This is a genomic window from Streptomyces sp. H39-C1 (assembly GCF_027158125.1).
Lineage (GTDB): Bacteria > Actinomycetota > Actinomycetes > Streptomycetales > Streptomycetaceae > Actinacidiphila > Actinacidiphila fildesensis.
Window position 1 is genome coordinate 1 of record NZ_JAPVLS010000030.1, and the last position, 23,560, is coordinate 23,560.

Here is a 23,560-nt window from a genome sequence, read left to right on the forward strand (position 1 = left end):
TCGGGGCAGGGGGCTGGGCTGTGCGGACCCGGGAGGCGAGCAGGATCGCCCGCCGTCTCGTCTGGGGTACGCCGTAGTCGGCGGCGTTGAGGATGCCCGTCCACACGCTGAATCCCCACGCCCGCAGTACGGCCGCGTACTGCTTCCACAAGGGCAGGACGTCCGGTACCTCCTCCATGGCCACCCACTCGGGCTCGCCGACGGTGTTCAGGGCGTGGAGGTAGCGCATCGGCTCCGCCGCGAGCAGGGAGCGCTCGTCGCGGCAGAGGGCCACGAGGCGTGCGCGTGTGTCGCGTCCGGCGGCGAGGTGATCGACGGCCTCGTGCACGAGCGGCTGGTCCAGCAGGCCAAGTCGTTTGCCGGCTGTGCTCCATGCCTGGCACGGCGGAGACGCGATCAGCCCGCGGGTCCGGCCGACAAAGGGCCACGTCGGATACCGCGCCACGTCCGTCCGCACGGTCAACAGGCCGGCCGCCCGACGGGTCTTGCTGGCCCACTCGTCCCACTCCAGACCCACGTCCTGAACCCCGAACACGGTCAGGGCCCTACTCCAGCCGCCCGGCCCCGCGAAGAGGTCCAAGATCACGTGGCCAGCTCGAAGTCGTCCTGTTCCGGCTCCGTCGCGGATCCGCGGCAGGACCACGGGGAGCACCCGTCAGCGGCTCCCTGCTCCAGTTCGTCCGCGTCCGTATCGGTGTCGCCGGATGACTGCGGGAGAGCTGCCCGTTCGGCGGCGGTGACGTGGTCGATCGGGGCCTGGTCGAGCGGCACGCGGGAACGGTGGAGGAATGCTTGCCCCAGGAGCCGGTTGCCGGTCGCATTGGCGCGGGCGTTGCCTTTGCGGATCGCGGCGTCGAACGCGACGACATCCGCCCACTCCGCCGGCGAGGTGTCCCGGATGCTTCGCCACTGCGCGTTGCCGTGGAAGGGGCAAGTTATTGAGAATCGAGACAGGTTCGTGACCTTTCGTCTGGGGGAGGGAGCGCCCTCCCGGGGCGGTTGGGGGGTGCGTGAGCGGGCGTGGTAGACACGCGGCATGGCTGCGTTTATGGCGTTCTTCGATGGTTCGACCACCACCTGGCGGGTCAGCTCAGCCGCCGTGACTTCTGGGATCACCGAACTTTGGGCGGAGGTCGAAGCCGGTCCGACGCAACGCAGTGAGGTATGTGCCTTCAGCTGGAGCTTCTGCACGGGCGAGGGCCCGGGCGAGGTGCTTCTGCCGGAGGATGGGACGGGCCTGTACTTGGACGCGGCCCTGGCAGACTCGGGGCAGGTCGCCTGCCTGCTTCGTCGGCTGATGCCGGATTCCGTTGAGCTGGTGTTCTGCGATCAGGGATACAACTTCGATGTTCGAGTCCAGCCGGGCGTCACCGCGGCGGAGCTCATCGCAGACGTGGATGCCCAACCCTGAGTGGATACCGTCCGCAGGCGATCGCGGCCTGGTGAAGGCGGCCGGTCTTGCTCAGCTGTTCCTCTCTCGGGAGATGGTGCCGGTGAGCTGGGTGAGGGGGATGAAGGCGGACTCGATGCCCAGTTCTTTGGGTGTGGGCCCCGCAGGTGTGGGGATGTCGGCCAGTCTCTCGACCAGCGCGGTGACGGCGTCGCGGTCACCTTCGAGTGCTTCGCGCTCGTCGTCGGTGAGGTCGACCTGTTCGAGCATCCTGTTGATGCCGTCCTTGACCGCGAGGAGCTGGCCCTTGGTCGACTCCTTGGGGACGTAGAAGGGACAGCGGGCGCAGGCCATGCGGTGGGGGCACTTGGCGAAGAAGTCGTAGCTGCAGTAGCCGTCGCCGAGGTCGTAGTACTTCCAAGGCTGTTCGCCGCCGGCGGCGGCGCCGGTGAGGATGCTGTCGCGGTCGATGAGGACCTCGATGGTGCGGATGTTGCGGGCGAAGTAGTCGGCTTTCCGGTAGGCGGCGGTCAGGGTTCGTTGGAGGATCTTGGCGTAGTAGCGGGTGCTGGCGGGGTGCTTGTGGCCGAGCCATTGCTGCAGGTCGCCGAGGGTGAGGGGGTCTCGGGCGTTGAGGAGCTGAGTGGCGATGGTGCTGCGGGCGCGGTGGCTGGTGAGGGCGCCGCGGGAGTCTTCGGCAGGGATGCCGGCTTTCTGGCAGAGGCCCGGGATGATGTTGTCGTTGAGGTAGGCGTTACCCACCAGTTGGCCGCGGTGGCAGAAGAGGTGCTGGCGGGGGAGGCCGGTCTTGCGGTCAGCGAGGTCGGGCTGGGGCGAGCGGACGAGTTTCCAGGCGTCGATCAGTTCTCCGACGAGGGGGTCGACGGGCTTGGCGAAGGGCCGGCTAATTTTGTTCCGCGGGATGTGCAGCAGACAGATGCGGTAGGTCTCGCCGCTCCGTTCGTCGGTTCCTTCGTCCCAGGTGATGCAGTCCAGGTCGAGGCGGCGCAGCTCGTCCATGCGGCAGCCGGCGAACAGCCAGACGCCGACCATGGCCCGGACCATCTCGATGGGGTAGTAGGTGGCCTGCCAGCCTGCTGAGCGGGCCCGCGGGGTGCCGTAGGGCTTGAGGTCCTCGCTGTTGAGCGTCAACCCGGCGGCCATGAGCTTGGCCCAGGTCGCGTCGTCGATGATCCGCGGGTTGGGTCCCATGAGTGCCCGGAGCGACAGCGGCATGCTCAACACCTGCCGCGGGTCGAACCTCGGCTTGATCCACTCCCATTCGATGAGGTCGTTGAAGAAGCCTCTGATGCTGTCGATCCGGTTGGCCTTCCCAGCGGGGCTCAGCGGCTGGCCGAAGCGGGAGCGGTTGCGGCTGTGACCGGCCCACTGCCCGACGTTGGCAGTCATCGTGTCGGCGATGTACTCGGCCGCGATGTCACGCGTCCAGTGCTCGGGAGCGACCGCCTCAGGGTGCTTCTCGGCTGCCCATCGGCCGGCGACCAGGATGGCCGAGAGCATCGACCGCTTTGTCCCGGGTTCGTGAGTGACCAGCCGCATCCACCGCAGAGCCGCATCCCGCCACGGGGACGGGACCGTGGCCAGGGCCGCGGTTTCCGGCCCGGCCTTGTCCTGGTTGGTGCGTAGAGGCGAGGAGATGATGCCCTTGTCGGCCAGGACGCGGGAGATCTTGAACAAGCCGCGCCGGCGGCTCGTCGCGCCGGTGGAGCGGTAGTGCTCCATCAGCTCTTCCAGGAGGGGTTCGCGCAGGTCCTCCAGGTGAGGGCTGTTGTTGCTCAGGAGCACGTCGATGGTCGTGTTGCGGACCTGCCAGGGCAGCAGGTGAGTGGAGTTACGCCAGGCGGTCAGGGTCTCCGCGATGGCATCGACCGCGGGCTGGATGGCCTGCGGGCCGAAGACGAGGTCCGCAAGCCGGGCCAGACTGGTGATGCCGGCGGTGCCGTGCAAGCGGTGGTGCCCACCGAGCTGGTGGCCCAGAGCCGCGAAATGAAACCGGAAGGCCCCGGCCTCCGCTGAGGCCTCTGCCCAGGTTTCCTCGTCCCAGGTCCAGTACGGCCTCTGCTGCCGGTGGACCTCCTTCAACAAGCGAAACCGCGCCGAGCGTGCCTTGCCCGGATCCCAGGCGGAGGTGACCTCATCGATCGGGATGATCAGGCGTGCCAGCTCCGCCGCTGCCCGGGCGTGCATCGCATTCAACGGGGCGATGTGCTCCAGTGCGGTCACCTCCTTCGGTATGAGACCGGGCAGCAGGTGCATGGTCAGCCGGTGGCCGGGGGTGTGGTTCACGGTGTCTCCAGAAGACGGGCGAGGAGTCGCTCGCGGTCGGCGTGGAGGGTGGTGTTGGCCCGGTGGAAACGTGCTGCGAGCTCACGTCCGGACAGGTGGATGTAGCGCATGGTCGTAGCCAGGTCGCGATGGCCGGCGTACTGGGCGATCTGATCGATGGTCCAGTCGGCCCGGGCCAGGTCCGTCAGCCGCAGGTGCCGGAACGTGTGCGTGGAAAGGCGGCTGACACCGGACGTGCTGCTGAGACGTTCGACGATCTTCGACCAGCTCGACGCTCCGAGCGGACCGCCCGGGTTCCGGTTCGACGTCGACCGCAACAGCGGCCCTCCGACCCTGCCGACCGAACTGCGTCGCTCGGACAGGTAGGCCATGAATAGCTGCCCCGTCGCCTCCCCGTAGGTGACTTCCCGCGACCGCTTGGACTTCGTCGTCTCCGCCCTCAGCCGGATGAGGCTGTAGGCGGGATCGAAGTCGTCGCCGGACAACTGGACGAGTTCCTCGCGCCGTAGAGCGCCGTCATAGGCGAGCGAGACCATCAGGCGGTTCCGCAGCGGCTCGGCACGAGCAGCCTCCAGGATCCGCTGCCAATCGGCCTCCGTCGGTATCCACGGCGCCTGCTCGATACGCCGCACCAGACCCCGCTTGGGCCGGCGCCCTCGTCTGGCCGCCTGCCCGCGCCGAACCGGGTTCCGCTCCCGCAGTCCGTCCTCCACCAGGAACTCGTAGAAGGAACGGACTGCCACGAGCCGCTGCTGCACCGTCGCGTTCGCCAGCCCCGGCCCCGCCCGACTGGCGCCCTTCCCCCGCGGCCGGCCAGGCGGGCGCTCCAACATCTCCCCGACCCACGCCGCCACCGTGTCCGCCTTCGCGTACAGCGGCTCCGTACCCTCCGCGGCGCAGAACCGCAGATGGTCCTCCACCGCGCGGCCGTACGCGTCGATCGTGTTCGGCGCCCGCCCGATGTTGGCCATGAACTGCAGCCACCTGCGGGCTTCTTGGTCCGCTGCCAGGGTAGGGAACTTGTCCCACGGGACATCGACCATGGCTCCAAGCTAGCCCCGGTCGATTCCACATAATACCGATGCCGACACTCTCGCCTCCCAGACGTGCTGCGTCACGTGGTCAGGATCTGCTCCGTTTCGATGGTGGGGTCGATGACTATCTTGGCGTGCGCTTCGGGGTCAGCGAGGGCCGTGAAAGCGTGGTTGACGCCGGCGAGCCCCACCCTTCCGGTGACCAGGTGCGAGGCATCGAGGGTTCCGTCGGCGAGTGCGTGGAGGGTGTCGCGGAACTCCAGCGGGGTGTAACCGACGACGAACCGCAGATCGAGCTCCTTGTTGACGGCCAGTGAGGGCCGGATCGTGTCGGACCCCATGCAGACGCCCACGACGACAACGCGCGAATGCAGCGGTGCCGCCGCCATGACACCGTCGAGCATTCCGGGAACGCCGACGCACTCGAAGACCACCGGGCGCTTCCGTCGGGTCACGCCCACCTTGTCCAGGGCCCGCCAGGTGACCCACCAGGGCACCGGAAGCCGCTGCATGCTTTCGATGGCGTCGATGCCGGCGCCGTACTCCTCGGGCATCGTAGTCATGAAGCCGTGGCCGTCGCCCATCGCCTTCCAGGGCGTTTCGACGCTGGGATCGACCACGATGTCCGCTCCGCAGCTCTTCGCGAGCGCCCGTCGGCCTGCGGAGTAGTCGCTTGCGATCACGGTGGCCACCCCGCGGGACTTGAGCACGGAGATGACCGCGAGCCCCACCGGGCCGCAGCCGAGGACGATCGCGGTGTCTTTGCGTGTCACGTCGCCGCGGTTGACGGCGTGCCAGGCCACCGCCATGGGCTCGGTGAGCGCGGCGATATCGGGGCGCAGGCCGTTGGGGACGGGCAGGGTGAGCGACTCCTGGACGACGACCTGCTCGCCGTACCCGCCCGGGGCGTCGGCGGACAGGCCGATGCCGTCGACCTGGTGCCCGTACCGGACCAGGGGGACAGCGACCACCGGTGTGCCGGGCTTGATCCGGCCTGAGGTCCAGGGGCCGTATTCGACGACCTCGCCGTAGATCTCGTGCCCCATGACCACGCGCTGCTCCGAGCGCATGTAGCGCGGGTAGCCGCACACATCGAGCGTGTCGGCGAGCTCGTCACCGTGTAGACGGGCATGCAGGTCCGAGCCGCAGATCCCGCATCGCCGCACATCGAGCAGCAGTTGGCCGGCCCTGGGGCGCGGGGCGGGCAGGTCGACCAGTTCCAGCCGGCCCTGGATGATGACCGTGGCCTTCATGACGCGTCCTCGGTCATGACGGGGTGCCGTCGTCCGGATCGGGGCGGGGGCGGGGCGAGATGATACGCGTCCGGCTTCCACCGGGTGGCCTGGCGGCGGAACGCGAAGGTCCAGTCGGGGTAGAGGGTGGCGTTGCGGCCGTTCGCGTCGCGGTAGAACGTCTGGCAGCCGCCCGTCTCCCACACCGTCGTGGCCAGCTTGCGGTCGAGTTCGGCGTTGTACACGTCGTGGACCCGCTGGTCCACTTCGATGCTGGCCGCGCCGGAGAGGTCGAGGGCGCGGATGGCGTTCTTCACGTGTTCGGCCTGCGCCTCGATCATGTAGACCATCGAGCTGTGTCCCAGGCCGGAGTTGGGGCCGAGGAACATGAAGAAGTTCGGGAAGCGCGGAACCGACACGCCGAGGTACGCGCGCGGCGAGCCCGCCCAGACGGTGCTCATCGACTCGCCGCCGCGTCCGCGCACCTTGTCGGCGAAGGGGATGTCGGTGACGTGGAAGCCGGTGCCGAAGACGATGGTGTCGACCTCGCGTTCCATGCCGGCGGAGTCGATCACGCTGCGCTCGCGGATCTCGCGCAGCGCCCGGGGAACGAGTTGCACGTTCGGCCTCTGCAGGGCGGGATACCAGGTGTTGGAGGGGACGATCCGCTTGCATCCCAGGGTGAAGTCCGGTGTGAGGGCACGGCGCAGCGCCGGATCCCGCACCTGTCGTTCCAGGTGCTTGGCGGCGACGTTCTGGAGCACCTTCATCAGTCGCGGACGTTTGACGAAGCCGAGTACCAGCAGTTCCTTGGCGGCGTACACCTTGGCGCGTTCGATCTTCTGGCGCAGCGGGCGGGCCCGGAACTTCGCGCGCTCGGCGTCGGTGATGGACCGCTTGTCGTGGGGGGTGATCCAGGGGGCGCTGCGCTGGAAGACGAAGAGCCGGCCGGTCCGGTCGGCGATCTCGGGGACGTACTGGATCGCGGAGGCGCCCGTGCCGATCGAGGCGACCCGCTCGCCGGTCAGGTCATGGTCGTGGTCCCAGCGCGCCGAGTGCATGATCGTGCCCTGGAAGCGGTCGATGCCGGGGACGTCGGGGAGCTTGGGCTCGGTGAGTGGGCCCACGGCGCTGACCAGGACCTGCGCCGTCCACGGTCCGGTGTTCGTCGTGACGTGCCAGAGCCGGTCGTCCTCGTCCCAGCGTGCTTCTTCGACCTCGATCCCGGTGCGCAGGTGCGGGCGCAGTCCGAAGCGGTCCAGGCAGTGCCGCAGGTACTCCTGGATCTCGGGCTGCGGTGAGTAGGTGGAGGTCCAGTCGGGATTGGGGGCGAAGGAGAAGGAGTACAGGTGGGAGGGGACGTCGCAGCGGCATCCGGGATAGGTGTTGGAGTGCCACACTCCGCCGACGTCGGATCCGCGTTCGAGGATGCGGAAGTCGGTGAACTTCGACTTCCGCAGTGCGCGTCCGAGCGCGATGCCGGAGAAGCCGCTGCCGACGATGAGTACTTGAGCGTGCTGAACCACGGAGTGTCATCCTTCTGTGTGCGTCGTGCCGATCGCTGTGCGCGCCATGCCCCGGCTTCGCGGGAGCGCGGCGGTGGGGGACTGCCGGGGGAGAAGTACACCCGCGGTCCCCGCACGCGCCGTCGGATCGTCCGGGCTGCCTCGGCGTCAGGCCGACTGCGTGAGCCGGCTCAGTTCCAGGTCCACGGCCCGCTGGTGTGCTTCGGCGTCCTCGCGCGCCCGGCGCGGGCTCCACCGGCCCTTCATGGCGAAGACGAACGGCAGGAACAGGATCTGTCCGCCCATGCAGACCAGCCACCAGTCACGCCACTGTGCGGGACCCTCCGCGGACGCCTTCTGGACCTTGGCTCCGTACTCCTGGAGGATCTTGAGCTGGGGCTGCGCCTTCTGGACGAGGGCCAGGTCGGCCGGTCCCACCTCCTTCACCGCTCTGGTCTGCAGCTCCAGCGGGGCCTGACCCGGCGGATGCGCCGCGAGTTCGGCGAACAGACTCGGGTGGGCGTTCACCACGGCGAGGGCGGGACCGGCCTGCGCCTGCGCGGCCTGGACCTCGTGACCGTGCTCGACGATCGGCGTCACCGAGGTCACCGCTATCGGCAGGACCGCGGCGGACACGGCGACCACCACCCGCAGGATCCACCCCCACACCGCCAGCCCCGTCGCGGTGGCCGCCGGGTCGTGCCGCTCGACGGTCTCGGTGAAGGCCGCCATCCACGGCCCGTACGTCAACCCGCTGAACAGACCCATGGCCACGAAAAGCCAGGCGAACGTGTAGTACCCGGTGTCCTGGCTGGTGGCCAGTGAGGCGAACACCGCGGTACAGGCCACGGATCCGACACCGCCCACGATCATGAGGGGCTTGCGCACCCGCAGCCGGTCGGAGACGACTCCCGCCGCGATCAGCGCGACGGCGCTCGGCGCCCAGTACCAGTTGGCGAGGGCGTTGGCCCGCTGTTCGCTGTAGCCGTAGAGGGCCGAGTAGTAGATCACGAGGTTGCCGACCGCCGCGTAGTAGAACAGCAGGTAGACGCTGATGGCGAAAGCCGGCCCGACGATGCCGGGGCGCAGCATCTGCCGCCAGTGACCGGAGCCCGGTGACCGGGGCTCGGCGCCCTGCGCGCGGGCCTCGACCAGAGCGCGGTCGTGCAAGCTCACCATGACCTGGTCCCGCAGCCCGGGAGAGAGTTCCCGCAGTCCGAACAGGGCGACGACGAAGACGACGAGGGCCGCCACTCCCGCGTAGCGCAGTTCGTCCTGCCAGGTGGAGGTGTCGAGCGTCGCGCTGGTCACCGTGGTGACGACGAGGCTGCCCAGGACCGGGCCCATAGTCCATGACCCCATGGCGGTGGCGCGGCCGAGCTGCGGTGAGAAGTCACGGATGAGAGCGGGCGTCGCGACGAGGACGATGCCCTCGATGAAGTACAGGGCCCCGAACAGCACCAGGTACATCGTCTTGTTCGGTGCGCTCGGCAGGAGCAGGACGAGGACGGCTGCGAGCAGCACGCCGTAGACCACCATGTTGGCCCGGCCCCACCGGTCCGCCAGGCCTGCCACCAGGGAGGCGACAGCGCCGATCCCATTGCCCAGCACCGACAGCATGATGAAGTAGCCGAACGTCATGTCGTAGTGCGCCATGATCGACGTGGCGACGGCGTACTGGATGTACAGCAGGTAGTACAGCACCACCGTGGTGATGACGACGATCCCGAGGTACGTGTAGCGACGTGCCGGTCGCGGATAGGCGGGCAGGTCGCGATTCCACAGTCGGGAGACCACCCCCGGTGGGGTCTCGTCCATGACGAGGGATGGGACGGACACGCGGCGGCTCCTACGGTGAGAGATGTGCCGGGCTGGAGAGCGGTTCGGGAGATCGCGGGGGTGAGATCACAGGTGTGAGATCGCAGGTGTCCGGACGGCCGGAACGCTCCCGCGCGGCTCTCCCCGGGCAGATCCGTGCGGCGCCGCGGTGCGCCGTGGATCGCCGGGAGGGCGGTGTGGCAAGCAGTATGTGAGCGGGTCCGGTGGGCGCGCAAGGTTCTGGAACGCACGAGTTCCAGATTTATTCGGCCGTTCGCCGCACCAGTGACTATGGTCGGAGCGCGGGCCGTCCGCTGGAGCGGGAGGATGCGGGTTGGGGAAGGGGAAACGGGTTGAGCGAGCGAGCGGCGGGCGAACGGGTGCGGGGCGAGACCTACGGGGGGCAGTCCCGGGAGGCACGCGCTGCCGACCGGGGTGAACGCCTCATCGGGGCGGGCCTGGAACTCTTCGCCGCGCGCGCGTTCGACGACGTCACCGTGGCCGACGTCTGCACGCGCGCGAAGGTGTCGAAGCGCTACTTCTACGAACATTTCACCGACCGTGAGGCCCTGCTGCTCGCGGTGCACCGGCGGCAGAACGACTGGCTGCTCGCCGGTCTGGCCGCGGCGGCGCCGGAGGAACCCGCCGACCTCGCGGCACTGCTGCGGCCGATGATGACGACGCTGGTGCACCTGCTCGCCGATCACCCGGACTCTGCACGGGTCATCTACATCAACGCCCCGCGCATGGAACTGCGGCGCCGTGGCCTGCTGCGCAAGGATGCCGACCTGTTCGGCCAGCTCATTCGCCGAACCCTGCCTGAACCGCACGACGTCCTGCGCCACGACCGAGTACTGCTGGGGTTGGTGGCCGGTGTAACCGAGGTTCTGATCGACTGGCTGCAGCGGGGGATGGCGGATGACCCCGACGTGCTGGCCGACCACCTCACCGGCTTCGCCCTCGCGCTCTTGGTCAGCCCCGACGAGTGACGACCGCCCTGACCCGGGGAACCGAGAGGAAACTGCGCAGGGGAGGGGGCCAGTGACATGAGCGTGCGGCAAACACGCCGCAACACGCCCTTTTCGGAAGGGCGTGGCCGCGGACTGCACTTCCCATCTACCCAGGAGATCATTCCCGGCTTCAGAGCGGCTACGAAATCCAGTTCAGCTCAGCCCATCAGTGGACGGCGAACGACCGCACGGTTCTGATGGGCCGCTTCGCCCGATACCTCAAGACCCTGCTGCTCCATCTGACCGACCAAATCTGAAGGAGGTGGCCGGTGGTCTCCTCCGTGAGGGAGCCGCGCGGTGTCGCCATGCCGAAGCCGCCTCCCGCTGCTATGCCGCAGCTGCCCGGAGGGCGCCGGCGGGTACGGCGGCTCCTACCAGGTCAACCTGGATGACGAAGAAGCCGTCGGGCTGGGCGGCGTGGAACTGATCCGTGCCTCGCTGAGGAAGGCAGCTCGGCTCGAAGGTCATCACGCTCGGGCCGGCTATTCGGTAGGTGCTCCGGAGGCTGATGAGCGACAAGCACTCGGTCAACGTCAGCGGCGCCCGCTGTCAAGTCGCGTGGCAGGTAGATGCAACGGCGTGAGGGCATCAGGGCTTTTCGTGCATAAGGTGATCAGCCGCCGTTGTCAGGCTCGCTGGACGCCGTGGTAGCCGCGGCACGCGATATAAGGTCTTCAGTCGGCCGTCATCGGCTTCAGTCCTCGAAGTACGTTTCATCATCGGACGCCGGCGGCGGGACGAGGATGCTCTGCACGGCGGGCCCCGCGAGGGCGATCAGTGCTTCGCGGTCCGCTCCGGTGAGCGTCGGGACGCCGACGACGCCTCGTCCTACGATGAGCCCGACGAGCATCGACGAGGCGATTCCCACTCTGAGCGTCGCGTCGTCGACCGCGCGCGACGTGAGAGCGTCGACGAGCAGACGTTCCTCCAGGAACTCCCGCAGCAGTCCGTTGGCCTGGTCATTCACGATGGCGCCGCGGAGCATCGCCATGAGCGGTTCCGAACTGCGCGCGTCTCCCTCCCACACATCAAGGAAGGCGCGGACCACGCGCTCGCCCAGGTGATCGTCGGTCCCTTCGAATGCGGCGCTGAAGCGCGTCAGAGCGTCCTGGGGGATGGACAGCACAGCGGCGAACAGCTCGTCTTTCGACCGGAAGAACTGCATCACCAGCGACGCGTCCACCCCGGCGTCGACCGCGACCCTTCGGATGGTCGTCGCGGTGAAGCCGTCGGCCGCGAACCGGGCCCTGGCCGCGTCGAGGATCGCCTGACGGGTCGTGCTCGTCCCAGGCCGGCGTCCGCGGCGCCCGGCCGCGGCGGTATTCGTGTGCGCAGTCATGCCCCAAAACTACCGCCCGAATGAATCTCAACAGGTGTTGAGATATGACGTCGACGGGGCTACGCTCGCAGTGCGGCCACAGCCCGTTACGGGAACAGAGACGCGAGGCGCTCCCATGAGTGAAATCCAGAAGGTGTTCATGCCGTCCGACCCGCTGGAGTCGGGTGATCGGTACGGGATTCTGAGTGGCTTCGACCCCGGAACCCGCACGCTGGAGGCGGGGTTTAGGATCGCGCCGCCGTTCAAGCCGTTGCCCGTCGACACCGTGCTCGAAAAAGACATCGCCGTCACACTGCGTGACGGTGTGACCATCCGTGTCGATGTGCTGCGACCCGCCGGCGCTGAGAAGGTGCCGGTTATCGTCGCGTGGAGCCCGTATGGCAAGGGCCAGGGAACCTCTGCCAGCGTGATGGGTGTGTTCGGTCTGGTCGGACTGGACAACGGAATCGTGTCCGGGCTCGAGAAGTTCGAGGGCCCCGACCCGGCGTACTGGTGCGCGCAGGGCTACGCGATCTGCAACCCGGACGTCCGGGGTGTGGCTGACTGCGAAGGTGACAGTGTCCTCTGGGACCGCCTGGAAGGCCGGGACTGCTACGACTTGATCGAGTGGCTGGGCGTCCAGGAGTGGTGTACGGGCAAGGTCGCGATGAGCGGGACCTCCTACCTCGCGGTCTCGCAGTGGTTCACCGCCGCCGAACAGCCCCCGCACCTGGCGGCGATCAACCCGTGGGAGGGCGTGAGTGATGTCTACCGCGATCTGGTGATGCGCGGTGGCGTGCCCGACCACGGGTTCGCTCGCCAGCTCCGCGACCACAGCTTTCGGGGCAGGGGACGCAAGGAGGACATCATCGCGGAAGCCGAACGCCACCCCCTGGTGGACGACTTGTGGGAGCAGAAAATCCCACTCTTCGATCGGATCACCGTGCCGTCGTACGTCGTCGCCAGCTACTCCAACACGCTGCACACCGCGGGAACGTTTCGCGCATGGCGCCGAATGGCGTCCGCGGAGAAGTGGCTGCGCATCCACAACAGCCAGGAATGGCCCGACTACTACGACGAGGCGAACAGGGAGGACCTGCGCCGGTTCTTCGACCACTTCCTCAAGGGCGAGGACAACGGCTGGGAGAACACGCCCCGGGTGCGCTACTCCGTGCTCGATCTCCAGGGCGGCGACCGGGTAAACGTCCCGGCCGACCAGTTCCCGCCGGCGGACGTCACGCCGACGAAGTACTATCTCGACGGCCTGTCGCGAACCTTGGGGCCTGTGGCGCCGACCGTCGGGGCGACGGCGGGCTACGCCGTGGGGTCCAACCCGGACACCGTGTCCTTCGTGACGCGTTTCGAGCGGGAGACCGTGCTGGTCGGGTATCCCAAAGCGCACCTGTGGGTCGAGGTGGAGGCGGCGGACGACATGGACCTGTTCCTCCTCGTTCAGAAGCTCGACGCGCACGGCACGCCACTGCAGCAGTTCACCGTGCCCAACCAGGGCGCGCGGGTCCACGACGTCACCGAACGCGGTGGCTCGATCCTGCGGTACAAGGGGGCGGACGGACGGCTGCGCGTCTCGATGCGCCACCTGGACGAGAAGCTGTCGACCGAGGACGTCCCCGCCCACAGCTTCGACCGGGTCGAGAAGCTCTCACCCGACGAGGTCGTCGAGGTCGAGATCGACCTTCTCCCGGTCGGTCTCGTGTTCTACCCGGGCGAACAACTTCGCCTCGTCATCAGCAGCCGCTCGCTCCTGGGTCCGATGATGCCCGGGATCCGTGAGTACACCACCCCACACGGCGGAGAACACGTCATCCACACCGGCGCCGATCGCGCCTCGTATCTGCAACTGCCGGTGAAACCGGCTTGATCCCGATGGCGGACCGAGCCTTGCGGTTCGCGGACCCCCCGAGCGTGCGCGGCCACGCGGTTCCGCACCCGGGATTCCCCGCAGACCACGAGCCGGAGCCAGTTCCCTGACCGTGTCGGGTCGAGGATCACACCCGGCGGACGCACACCGACCCGGTCGCAGGTCGCCGCGCCGTTGACCGACGCGGTCGAATGCGCCACCCAACGCCCGCGCGGACACGACCGTACACGCACATCTCGTTGACAGTTCGCTCCCGTCCGCGCCATGCGCATCCCGTCGCATGGCACTTCGACACGCCTGCTTTGAGCGGGGCTGATGCCGGGCGGCGGCCAGACAAGGAGGACGAAGTGAGAGGTATCGAGCCGGTGATGGCAACCGCGCAGTTGCGGCGGGCCTTCGGGTGCTTTCCGTCAGGAGTCGCCGCCGTGTGCGCGAGCTACGAGGGAGAGCCCCTGGGGCTGGCCGCGAGTTCGTTCACATCGGTATCCATGGACCCCCCGTTGGTGTCCCTGTGCGTTCAGCACACGTCCGCCACGTGGCCGAAGCTGCGGAAGCAACCACGGTTGGGGCTGAGCGTGCTGGCCGAGGGCCAGGACGAGATATGCACCCGGCTGGCCGGCAGGGCCGGCGACCGCTTCGCCGGCACGAACTGGTTCGCCTCCGAGGACGGAGCCGTCTTCGTAGACGGTGCGACCCTGTGGCTGGACTGCACGATCCGCGAAGAAGTCTCCTGCGGCGACCACGACATCGTGTTGATGCAGATCCACGGCCTCAGTGCGACGCCCGACATGTCCCCGCTGGTGTTCCACGGCAGCAGATTCCGACGCCTGGCCAGTGTCTGACGACCCGGTCGGGTCGCCCGTCCCGCAAACGGACCCGTGCAGTGCCCCGGATCCCGACCTCGGGATGCACCTCAGGAGTGCACCTGGAGTGAGCACCTCACGGGGAGCCCTGTCGCCGCCAGGCATGAGGTCACCCTCTGGCAGTGGCGTCGCGCGCACCGGACCCACACGGACCATCACCTTTTGATCGTTCCGAACTCGAAAGCAGAGGACCATGCTGCGCAGCGGAAATATGGCAGGACCCGTCATCGGTCTGCGGTTCGAAACCCCGACCTGCTCGGGATTCACGGACGATGACGGCACATTTGCGTTCCGGGACGGTGAGGTCGTCGTCTTCTCGGTCGGTGCGGTCCTGGTCGGTGCGGCGCGCGGGGCGAAGAGGCTCACCCTCGCCGACCTCGTTGCGCGGGTGGACGGCAGCCTCGACAAGCTGGCGGACCCGGGGCTGACCAACATCGCACGATTCCTGCTGACGCTCAATCACCACGACAGTCCGGACGATGGAATCCTTCTTACGCCGGAAATTCACGCCCTGGTGGGAAACCGCCCCATCGACTTCCGCTACGGACTCGCTTCGCTCCCGGGAGCTCCCGCCGATCCCGTTCAGGCATTCACGGGCGATCCGATGGTCGCAACGCTCCTCGACGAGCTCAACCGGGCGAAGGTCATCGGCGGCGTCGCACCCCGAACGGTCACCTCGCCGGCAGCGGCGCGCAACGAGGTACGGCGCCACGTCCTTGGCATCCGGCGCTTCCGCGATGTCAGAATCCCGCTGCGCAACGGCTCCTTCGTGTACGCGGACGTGTATCGCCCGGACACCCCCGAACCGGTTCCCGTCATCATGAACTGCGGTGTCTACGGGCGGGCGTTCGTCCATCACTCCATCGCGAGCGAGCAGGACGCCGAACACCATGAGCAGATGGAAGAGAGGTACTTTCAGGGCAACCCGGATGGATACGAGTACGAGAACCACGAAAGCATCAACACCGCGGCGTGGATTCCGCGTGGCTACGCCCTCGTGCGCATCGACAGCCCCGGCGCCGGCAGGAGTCCCGGGACCTTGGGAATCTGGGGAATCGACGAGGCGGAGGCCTACTACGACGCCATCGAGTGGGCCGCGGCGCAACCGTGGTCCAACAGCAGCGTCGGCCTGTGGGGTATGTCGTACTACGCGGTGAGCCAGCACGCGGTGGCCAGCCTCAAGCCGCCGCACCTCAAGGCCATGATCGCGATCGGCACGGACACCGACCTCTATGAGGAGGTCATGTACACCGGAGGCATCCTCAACGAGGAGTTCTTTCCCGGCTGGTTCCAGCACGGCATCGTGCCGGCGATCTGCGGCGAGGTCGACGCGAAGGACTTCCTGGAGATCGCCCGGACCAACCCCTTCAAGGACTCCGACCCGTCGGCGGTATTCGGGCCCCGGTCCGAGGTGCTGATGAGCCCTGATCTCCGCGACGTGACCGTGCCCCTGTGGACGGTTGCCGCAACGACACATCCTGGCAACTTCCACCAGCTCGGAAGCAGCGAGACCTACCTCAACACCCCTACCCCGAACAAGAAGATCGACTTCTGGGAGGACTGGTTCCTGAAGTCGTACTCCCGTGCCGCGGTGGAGGAGCACATGGCGTTCTTCGACCACTGGCTCAAGGGGATCGACAACGGGATCATGGACAGGCCCCCGGTCCGCCTGGAGATCAGAACCGGGCGCGGTTGCTCCTACCTGCAGGAGGAGCAGGAGTGGCCGGTCGCCCGCACCCAGTACGTCCGCTGGTATCTCGACGCCACGCCCCTCGGCAGCAACGTCGGCCTGCCCTGCGACAACGTCCTGCGCCTGGCGCGCACCCCGCCCGAGGACGATCGCTTCGTGGAGTACTCCGCCGAAGTGGACCTGAACGCACCCCGCATCCCGCCGGCGACCGGCACGGGCGCCGTGGCGAGTGCGCCTTGCGCTCCGGGCGCCACCTTCATCAGCGAGCCGCTACTGGAGGACACCGTTCTCGCCGGCTACAGCAAAGCGGTGCTGTGGATGGCCAGCACCGCTACGGACATGGACGTCTACGTGGCTGTGCGCGTGCTGGATACCGACGACCGCGAAGTCGACTACTGCGGTCCGGCACTGATCCCCGGCATCTCCACACGCTTCTACCCACTGGCCAAAGGCTGGCTCAAGGCATCACACCGCACGCTGGATCCCGAGCGCTCGACCGGCTACCGGCCCAAGCACACGCACCTGCAGGACGACTACGCCCCCCTGCGGGACGGCGAGGTCGTCCCGGTCGAGATAGAGATCATCCCGAACACCGGTCTGGTCAGGAAGGGGCATCGCCTTCGTATCGATGTCCAGCCCTACACCGGGGTCGGCCACGGTATGCGTCACGCCTACGACCCGGCCTATCACGACGGGGCGCGGAACACGGTCTACACCGGACCGAAATACCCCAGCTTCGTACAGCTGCCCGTTCTTCCCGCGCGGGAGTGCTGAAGGCCGTCGGCCCCGAAGCAGCCCGGCACGTATCCGGCCGGCCTCCCCACTCGCGGCTCCGCCTCGCCCACTTCAGCCCCAAACACCGATCCCTTTGGAGGGAAACGCCGATGAATGTCGACGAACTGAGCGCCCGTGCTCACATCCACGATGCCTTGCTCCGCTACTGTCGCGGCCTGGACCGGGTGGACATGGACCTTGTGCGTAGCGTGTTCCACGAGGACGCCTGGGTCCAGTTTCCCGCGAGCCTGCATATCGGTCCCGTATCCGGATTCGTCGACTTCCTGGCAGGGGAGATGCCGCGCTTCGTACGGACCATGCATTCCCTGGGGAACAGCCTCATCGAGTTCAACGGTCCCGACATCGCTCACGTCGAGACGTATCTCCAGGCTGATCACCAAGGCTCCGAGAGCCATCAGTGGAAAGGCGAGTCCGTCAAGCTCTGGGCACGTTACCTGGACCGGTTCGAGCGCCGTGACGGGCTGTGGCTGATCGCCCGCCGCCAACTGATCGTCGACTGGATGTACAAGTACCCCGCCGACGGCTGGTTCGACGACCACCCCGACGCCTCGGCAGGCCGACGCGACGGTTCCGATCCGTCCCTTCGCCCGGTCGCCGGCTTCGGCGGGGTGCCGTCGGCGGACGACAACTGGCCTTCCTGATCTGATCCGCTTTCGGCGACCGGCGCAGGATGCGTCCGCCGCTACAGGAGCGGTATGTCGACCCTTCGGACATCGCGAGTACGAATCACGAGAAAGTCATGGGCCATGACCCTGCGCACCAATGCGAACGAACGGCAACCATCCGCACACGAGATAGCCGACCGGATACACAAGATTCAGCCGTGGCTTCGCGACCAGCAGCCCGTGGCGGAACAGCAGCGTCGCATCCCCCAGGAGAACATCGAGCGTCTCGACGCTGCCGGCGTGTTCACCCTGACCACTCCGAAACGCTTTGGCGGCGCGGACTTCACCACGCGGGAACTGCACGACATCTACCGCGCTCTTGGCGCGGGATGTGGGGCGACCTCCTGGGTCGTCTGGGCGGCCGCAGGGGGGAACCTGTGGAGCTTCTCCTTCCCCCAGGCCGTCGTTACGCCGGTGTACGAGTCCCGGTGGGTCGGGAACCGTACCTTCGCGGTAGGAGGCACGAGCCGGCGGATGTCGGGAACCGCGCGACGGGTCGACGGCGGCTGGATGGTCGAGGGAAAGTGGCCGTTTGCGACCGGCAGCGTCCACGCCTCGCACGGATACCTCGCCGTCTACTACGACCCGGCCGACGACACGAAAGTCGGCATGGTCCTCGTGCCTAAGGACTCGCTCGTCACACAGGACGACTGGCAGGCAATGGGACTCGCCGCCACCGGCAGTCAGACCGTAGCGACCGACGGCGAACTCTTCGTACCCGACGAGCGGTTCAGCACCCCCGCTCTGCTCGCGTCGCAGATCGACGAGCTGACCGCACAGGGCCGCGGACCGCGACGAGGAGGACTCGCCCGTTCGCTCGTCACCGGGACCGGCACGGCGCTGGGCATGGCCGACCACGCGATGGACGTCTTCCTCGGCACACTCGGGAGGCGGACCATCGCGTACTCTCCGTACGCGAACCAGGCCGTCGCACCCATCACGCATCTCACCGTCGGCCGAGCGCACAGCAAGATCCGCGCCGCGAGCCTGGTGGCTGACGCGGCGGTTGCCGCCCTGGACGAATGCGAACGCCGTGCAGTGGACCCCACTGATCGCCAGACACTCCAATTCCACACCGACGTCGCCTACATCTGGGACGCGTGCAGCTCCGCGATCGAGACGCTCTTCCGCGCCTCGGGGGCATCCGCGATCACGAAACGGCAACCACTCCAGTTGATCGCCAGGAACTGTCGCGCCGGCAGCCTGCACGCGGCCCACACCATCGACACGTGGATGGAGAACATCGGACGGGCCTTGTGCGGTGTTGAGGTCGCGCCGTCCTTCACCAGCGTCCTGGAACGCCGCTCCTAGAACGGCTGACACAACGGGGTGACTTGGCGTGCGGGGCGTGTCACTGGTTTCGGTAGCCTAGCGCGGCAGGAACCGAGGGTGGGTTCAGACCAGCTGTGGGCCCGGGTCGAGCCGTGTTGCTGCCGGTGCGACAGCGCAACGCGGGGCGGAGATTCGCCAGCAGCGCCACGGCTCGGTCGAGCGCCGCGTCGTCCTGACGTACTTCGACCTATGACACACGCCCTGATATCCCTGGTGGGCCAGTGAGCGGCTGATGGGCGTCATTCGGAGGAACTGACCGCGGGCAAGTAGACGCCGGCGCGCTGCGCGACCGCCGGATCTCGGCAGCAAGGTCGGTGTGGCATGCCCCGCTCCTCTTGGGATTGGACCTGCACGCAGCACCAATTCTTCTATTCAGGACTCACGCGGGAGTGATCCGCACGTCGGAGCGCTACGCAGCCTGCCAGCCGCCCAGTCCTGATGACGCGTGCCCACGGGTGGAGCTCCACGCGCCCTACCGCACGGCGCTTTCGGCTCGCCCTATGCCGGCGCCGTGCGGCGGCGGTGTTCAGGGCGGCGCCACGCCAGACGCCGTGCTGCTCCGGTGCGCGGCGGCGGCCGCCCGTGCGCGATCGGCGTCGCCGAGCCGGATTGCCTCGACGATGTCCTCGTGCACAGCGAGCCGTTGGGTCAGGTAGACGCTGGCCGTTGAGGTGTCCTGGCTGTCGGCCCGGACCGACAGTTCCGCGATGCAGCGCATCATGCCGAGGTACATGGCGCGGGCCAGCGGGTTGGGAGACACCGCTGCGATGCGTTCGTGCAGCTCCCAGTTGGCACGAAGAAACGCTTCGAGGTCGTCGCCCGCGCGTCGCATCGCGTCCAGGTGGGCTTCGAGGTCGCGGATGTCGCCGTCGGTCCGGTGCGCGGCGGCCTCCACGATGACCAGTTCTTCGAGGGCATCGCGGACGGCGATCGCGTCCGCCACCGTCGGGGCTCCGTGGGGCACGGTCAGGAGCGTCTGACGCAAGCGGACAACCGGGCTGACCTGGGCGACGAAGAGGCCACCCCCACGCCCCGGGCGCACGTCGACACTTCCCCGCTCGGTGAGCAGACGAGCCGCCTCGCCGATGGTGGCGCGGCCGTACCCGGTCTGTGTCCGCAGTTCCTCCATCGTGGCGATGCGGTCGCCGGAACGCAGGCAGCGGGTGCCGATCAGCTCCTCGATCTCGGAGGCGAGGTACTGAGCGAGGCCGGGTGGGCGCGAATGCATGCACCGGATCCTAGTCCCTTGACAGGCGCCTAAGGCCGTAGCAGCATCGCAAACATGCGAAACATACGGGTGTTTTAAAGCCGCGTTCGTCCCCTGGACCGTGGCGTCACCCCAGGGGCTTTCACGCGCACGCGGACCGCACCTCGCGGATGCCGTTGACGTCTGCCCTTGAACGCGCTGACCTCGGCGTCCGCGTCGGCAGTAGATCGAAATGGAAGCAGAAATGATCCACGAAGAGACAGTGTTCGAATCCTCGAGCTACGAGCCGAGCATCGTGCACGGACTGCTGAGCGCATTCGAACCGGGTGTCCAGACCCTGCCGGTCGGTTACCAGTTGCACCCGCGGTACCGTCCGCTGCAGACGGAGATCGTGTTCGAGAAGGATGTCGCGGTCGTCCTGCGCGACGGCGTGACCATCTACGTGGACGTACTGCGTCCAGCGGGCACCGAGAAGGTCCCCGTCCTGGTCGCCTGGAGCCCGTACGGCAAGAGCCAGGGCACCGGTCCGAGCGTCGTCGGCCTGTTCGGGATGCTCGGCATCGACAACGGGGCCCTGTCGGGACTGCAGAAGTTCGAGGGACCCGACCCGGCGTACTGGTGCGCACAGGGCTACGCGGTCTGCAACCCCGACCCGCGCGGCATCGCCCAGTCGCAGGGCGACAGTGTGATGTTCGGACGTCAGGAGGGCGAGGACTGTCACGACCTCATCGAGTGGCTGGCCGTCCAGGACTGGTGCAGCGGCAAGGTCGCGATGAGCGGGACCTCCTACCTCGCCATCGCGCAGTGGTTCACCGCCGCCGAACAGCCGCCCCACCTCGCGGCGATCAACCCGGTGGAAGGCTTCAGCGACATCTACCGCGACCTGACCATGCGCGGCGGCATGCCCGACATCGGCTTTGCCGAACGGCTACAGAAGCACAGCTACGCCGGTAAGAACGAACGCGAGGACATCCTCGCGGAGGTGGAGCGCCACCCGCTGATGAACCGGCTCTGGGAGGACAAGACAGCCCGCTTCGACCGGGTCACCGTGCCCGCCTACGTCGTGGCCAGCTACACCAACACCCTGCACACAGCGGGTACCTTCCGGGCCTGGCGCAGGATCGCCTCGCAGGACAAGTGGCTGCGCATCCACAGCACCCAGGAATGGCCCGACTACTACGACCAGGCCAACACCGAGGACCTGCGCCGATTCTTCGACCACTACCTCAAGGGCATGGACAACGGCTGGCAGCAGACGCCGCGGGTCCGCTACAGCCTGCTCGACCTCGAAGGCGGCGCCAGCTCCGATCACGTCGCGGACTGCTTCCCCCCGCAGGACGCCGATCCGGTCAGGTACTACCTCGACGGCACTACACGCACGCTGGCCACCGCGCCCGCCGCAGAGGGAACGCCGGTGCCCTACGACACGGAGGCGGACCCGGGTCTAGTCTCCTTCACGGTCGCCTTCGACCAGGAGACGACCCTGGTCGGCTACCCCAAGGCGCACCTGTGGGTCGAGGCGCAGGGCGCCGACGACATGGACCTGTTCGTCCTGGTGCAGAAGCTGGACCGGTGGGGGACACCGCTGCAGGAGTTCACCGTGCCCAACCACGGCGCGCTGATGCAGGACATCACCGAGCACGGCGCCACCGTCCTGCGCTACAAGGGCTCGAACGGCCGCCTGCGCGTGTCCGCGCGGCACCGGGACGACAAACTGTCGACCGACACCGTGCCCGCCCACAGCTTCGACCGGGTCGAGAAGCTGGCCCCGGGGGAGATCGTCGATGTCGAGATCGACCTGCTCCCCATCGGGCTGCTGTTCCACCCCGGTGAGGCGCTGCGCCTGGTCGTCAGCGGGCGGAACCTGGTGGGTGCGCACATGCCGGCAACGCGCGACTACCTGCCGCGCAACAGCGGCAAGCACGTCATCCACACGGGCGGGGAGCACGCGTCCTATCTGCAGCTGCCGGTGTTGAACAGCTGACGGCAACGACTGAGGGGCGGCCCGCGACGGGCCGCCCCTCAGTCGTGCTCGTAGCATCAGACGCTACTTCGCACCGATGGCCTTCAAAAACTCGATCTTCCCCGCAAGGCTGTGCTCGCGCAGCACGTTGAGCTGCATGTCGGGGTTGTGCTCGCGGTTCGGCTCGGGTACCGAGGGGTTGCCGCTCCAGGACATCAAGCGGCACACGCGTCGCTGGATGCGCCAGCCGTTCCCGGTGCGCACGAGTTCGTCGTCGTACCAGCCCGTCCCCTCCCAGACCGGTCCGCCGTCGGCGGCATGGCGCAACAGCACCCAGTTGCCGTAGCTGAACGCGTTCGCCCGGTCGCCATCGACGTGCACCAGGTGGCCCATCATCGTGTGCTGGTGGCCGTCCAGGGTCTCGTGGAACTCCGCGAAGGAGCGCTTGAACTCGGGGAGGCCGTGCCAGGCCGCGCCGGCCGGGCCGAACTCCGCGGTCACATCCTCGGCGAAGACGCGGTCGAACAGGTCCCAGGCGTGTGCGTCCAGCGCGAGGGCGTAGAGATTCATGATCTCGATGATCTCGGCCTTGTCGTGCTCAACAGTCATGATGTGGTCCTCAATCTCGCTGGGGTGTGCGGGAGTTGTACGGCTCGCGGAAGCGTTCAGTGCTGGGTGCGCCGGTCGTTACCCACGATGAAGTTGCGCACGGCGCCGAGCCGCTCCACCTCGACTTCGACCTCGTCCCCCGGCTGCAGCAGCCACGGGGGTGTGCGGCTGTAGCCGACGCCTGCCGGTGTGCCGGTGGCGAGCAGGTCACCGGGGCGCAGGGTCAGGGTGTGGGAGATCAGGGACAGCGTGTCCCCGACGGTGTAGACCATCTGGTCGGTACGGCCGTCCTGCACGGTCTCGCCGTTGACGCGGGTCCGCAGCCGCAGGCCCTGCTTGAGGTCACCCACCTCCGTGGCGGGCACCATCGGGCCGATCGGCCCTGACCGGTCCGCGTTCTTGCCCAGAATCCACTGCGAGGTCAGCTTCTGCGCCCGGCGCGCCGTCAGGTCGTTGAACGCCGAGTAGCCGACGACCGACGCCAGAGCCTCCTCGGGGGAAGCGTCGACGAGGGGGGCGCCGACCCAGGCGACGACCTCGCCCTCCCAGTCCAGGCCCGCCTCGTTGGCGGGCACGGGGACCTCGGCCCCGTCCACGGTCAAGGACCGCGGCCAGCGCGCGAACAGCGTGGGACAGGTGGGCAGCGGCTGGTCCCGATAGCTGCCCTCCGCCGCGTGGTCCAGGTAGTTGAGCCCGATGCAAAAGACCCGCGCGTCGGGCAGCACCGGGGGGACCAGCTCGACGGACGAGACGGCGAGGGTGGGGCCGACCGGTGACCGGGACAGATGGGTTACCGGGTCGGCCCAGAAATCCGTGAGGGAGGCAATGACGGTCACTTCAGGGTGTCCCTCGGCCAGGGTGGCGACCTCCACGCCGGAACCGCCTTGGGGTCGTCTGACGCCCACTATCTTCATGTGTGTCCTTTCGCGGTCTTCCGCGACGG

The 23,560-nt window shown here is 67.8% G+C and carries 18 protein-coding genes and 1 pseudogene; 8 read left to right on the plus strand and 11 right to left on the minus strand.

Features of this window, described 5'->3' with window-relative positions:
- Together O3W51_RS20730 and O3W51_RS20735 are read right to left on the minus strand one after the other, a co-directional pair.
- Positions 1–586, minus strand: a 586-nt coding sequence (locus O3W51_RS20730) for a DNA cytosine methyltransferase (RefSeq protein WP_269287134.1), incomplete at its 3' end; no start/stop codon positions are given.
- A pseudogene (locus O3W51_RS20735) lies at positions 583–933 on the minus strand (hypothetical protein); the annotation flags it as partial. The pseudogene O3W51_RS20735 and the gene O3W51_RS20730, both read right to left, overlap by 4 nt.
- A gap of 103 nt (positions 934–1,036) precedes the next feature.
- Here O3W51_RS20735 and O3W51_RS20740 point away from each other — a divergent pair.
- Complete coding sequence (locus tag O3W51_RS20740; RefSeq protein WP_138353634.1) at positions 1,037–1,411, plus strand: hypothetical protein; 375 nt, start codon at positions 1,037–1,039, stop codon at positions 1,409–1,411.
- 51 nt (positions 1,412–1,462) lie between these two features.
- On the opposite strand, the gene O3W51_RS20745 is transcribed toward O3W51_RS20740, so the two are convergent.
- The 5 genes from O3W51_RS20745 to O3W51_RS20765 form a co-directional block, all read right to left on the minus strand.
- On the minus strand, positions 1,463–3,697 hold the full coding sequence (locus O3W51_RS20745; protein ID WP_244809523.1) for a tyrosine-type recombinase/integrase: 2,235 nt from the start codon (positions 3,695–3,697) through the stop codon (positions 1,463–1,465).
- Positions 3,694–4,740 (minus strand): tyrosine-type recombinase/integrase, encoded by a 1,047-nt coding sequence (locus O3W51_RS20750; protein WP_138353635.1) that lies wholly within the window; start codon positions 4,738–4,740, stop codon positions 3,694–3,696. Before O3W51_RS20750 ends, O3W51_RS20745 begins: the two co-directional genes overlap by 4 nt.
- A gap of 71 nt (positions 4,741–4,811) precedes the next feature.
- On the minus strand, positions 4,812–5,984 hold the full coding sequence (locus O3W51_RS20755; protein WP_138353636.1) for a zinc-binding dehydrogenase: 1,173 nt from the start codon (positions 5,982–5,984) through the stop codon (positions 4,812–4,814).
- Positions 5,981–7,489, minus strand: a complete 1,509-nt coding sequence (locus O3W51_RS20760) for a flavin-containing monooxygenase (protein WP_138353637.1) — start codon at positions 7,487–7,489, stop codon at positions 5,981–5,983. Before O3W51_RS20760 ends, O3W51_RS20755 begins: the two co-directional genes overlap by 4 nt.
- 147 nt (positions 7,490–7,636) lie before the next feature.
- Entirely contained in the window at positions 7,637–9,307 is a 1,671-nt protein-coding gene (locus O3W51_RS20765; protein WP_244809525.1) for an MFS transporter, read from the minus strand.
- Positions 9,308–9,510: 203 nt separating this feature from the next.
- Between O3W51_RS20765 and O3W51_RS20770 the strand changes: the two genes are divergently transcribed.
- The gene (locus O3W51_RS20770) at positions 9,511–10,275 is read left to right on the plus strand and encodes a TetR/AcrR family transcriptional regulator (RefSeq protein WP_198359439.1); all 765 of its coding nucleotides are present in this window, start codon (positions 9,511–9,513) and stop codon (positions 10,273–10,275) included.
- Positions 10,276–10,990: 715 nt separating this feature from the next.
- Here O3W51_RS20770 and O3W51_RS20775 read toward each other — a convergent pair.
- The gene (locus tag O3W51_RS20775; protein WP_138353639.1) at positions 10,991–11,635 is read right to left on the minus strand and encodes a TetR/AcrR family transcriptional regulator; all 645 of its coding nucleotides are present in this window, start codon (positions 11,633–11,635) and stop codon (positions 10,991–10,993) included.
- A 115-nt stretch (positions 11,636–11,750) separates the two neighbouring features.
- On the opposite strand from O3W51_RS20775, the gene O3W51_RS20780 reads away from it, so the two are divergent.
- From O3W51_RS20780 to O3W51_RS20800, 5 genes are all read left to right on the plus strand, one after another.
- On the plus strand, positions 11,751–13,493 hold the full coding sequence (locus O3W51_RS20780) for a CocE/NonD family hydrolase (protein WP_138353640.1): 1,743 nt from the start codon (positions 11,751–11,753) through the stop codon (positions 13,491–13,493).
- Positions 13,494–13,840: 347 nt separating this feature from the next.
- Positions 13,841–14,335: a flavin reductase family protein gene (locus O3W51_RS20785; RefSeq protein WP_244809527.1), complete on the plus strand. Its 495-nt coding sequence runs from the start codon at positions 13,841–13,843 to the stop codon at positions 14,333–14,335.
- 214 nt (positions 14,336–14,549) lie between these two features.
- Entirely contained in the window at positions 14,550–16,820 is a 2,271-nt protein-coding gene (locus O3W51_RS20790) for a CocE/NonD family hydrolase (protein ID WP_138353641.1), read from the plus strand.
- A gap of 110 nt (positions 16,821–16,930) precedes the next feature.
- Entirely contained in the window at positions 16,931–17,482 is a 552-nt protein-coding gene (locus O3W51_RS20795) for a nuclear transport factor 2 family protein (protein WP_138353642.1), read from the plus strand.
- A gap of 105 nt (positions 17,483–17,587) precedes the next feature.
- A complete protein-coding gene (locus O3W51_RS20800) occupies positions 17,588–18,817 on the plus strand; it encodes an acyl-CoA dehydrogenase family protein (protein WP_269287136.1) in 1,230 nt (409 codons plus the stop codon).
- 547 nt (positions 18,818–19,364) lie between these two features.
- Here O3W51_RS20800 and O3W51_RS20805 read toward each other — a convergent pair.
- Complete coding sequence (locus O3W51_RS20805) at positions 19,365–20,066, minus strand: FadR/GntR family transcriptional regulator (RefSeq protein WP_138353644.1); 702 nt, start codon at positions 20,064–20,066, stop codon at positions 19,365–19,367.
- A gap of 241 nt (positions 20,067–20,307) precedes the next feature.
- On the opposite strand from O3W51_RS20805, the gene O3W51_RS20810 reads away from it, so the two are divergent.
- Positions 20,308–22,029, plus strand: a complete 1,722-nt coding sequence (locus O3W51_RS20810; protein ID WP_203218445.1) for a CocE/NonD family hydrolase — start codon at positions 20,308–20,310, stop codon at positions 22,027–22,029.
- A gap of 63 nt (positions 22,030–22,092) precedes the next feature.
- Here O3W51_RS20810 and O3W51_RS20815 read toward each other — a convergent pair whose 3' ends face one another.
- Together O3W51_RS20815 and O3W51_RS20820 are read right to left on the minus strand one after the other, a co-directional pair.
- Positions 22,093–22,617 (minus strand): nuclear transport factor 2 family protein, encoded by a 525-nt coding sequence (locus O3W51_RS20815; RefSeq protein WP_138353646.1) that lies wholly within the window; start codon positions 22,615–22,617, stop codon positions 22,093–22,095.
- 56 nt (positions 22,618–22,673) lie between these two features.
- Positions 22,674–23,531: a fumarylacetoacetate hydrolase family protein gene (locus O3W51_RS20820; protein WP_138353647.1), complete on the minus strand. Its 858-nt coding sequence runs from the start codon at positions 23,529–23,531 to the stop codon at positions 22,674–22,676.
- Positions 23,532–23,560: the final 29 nt, after the last annotated feature.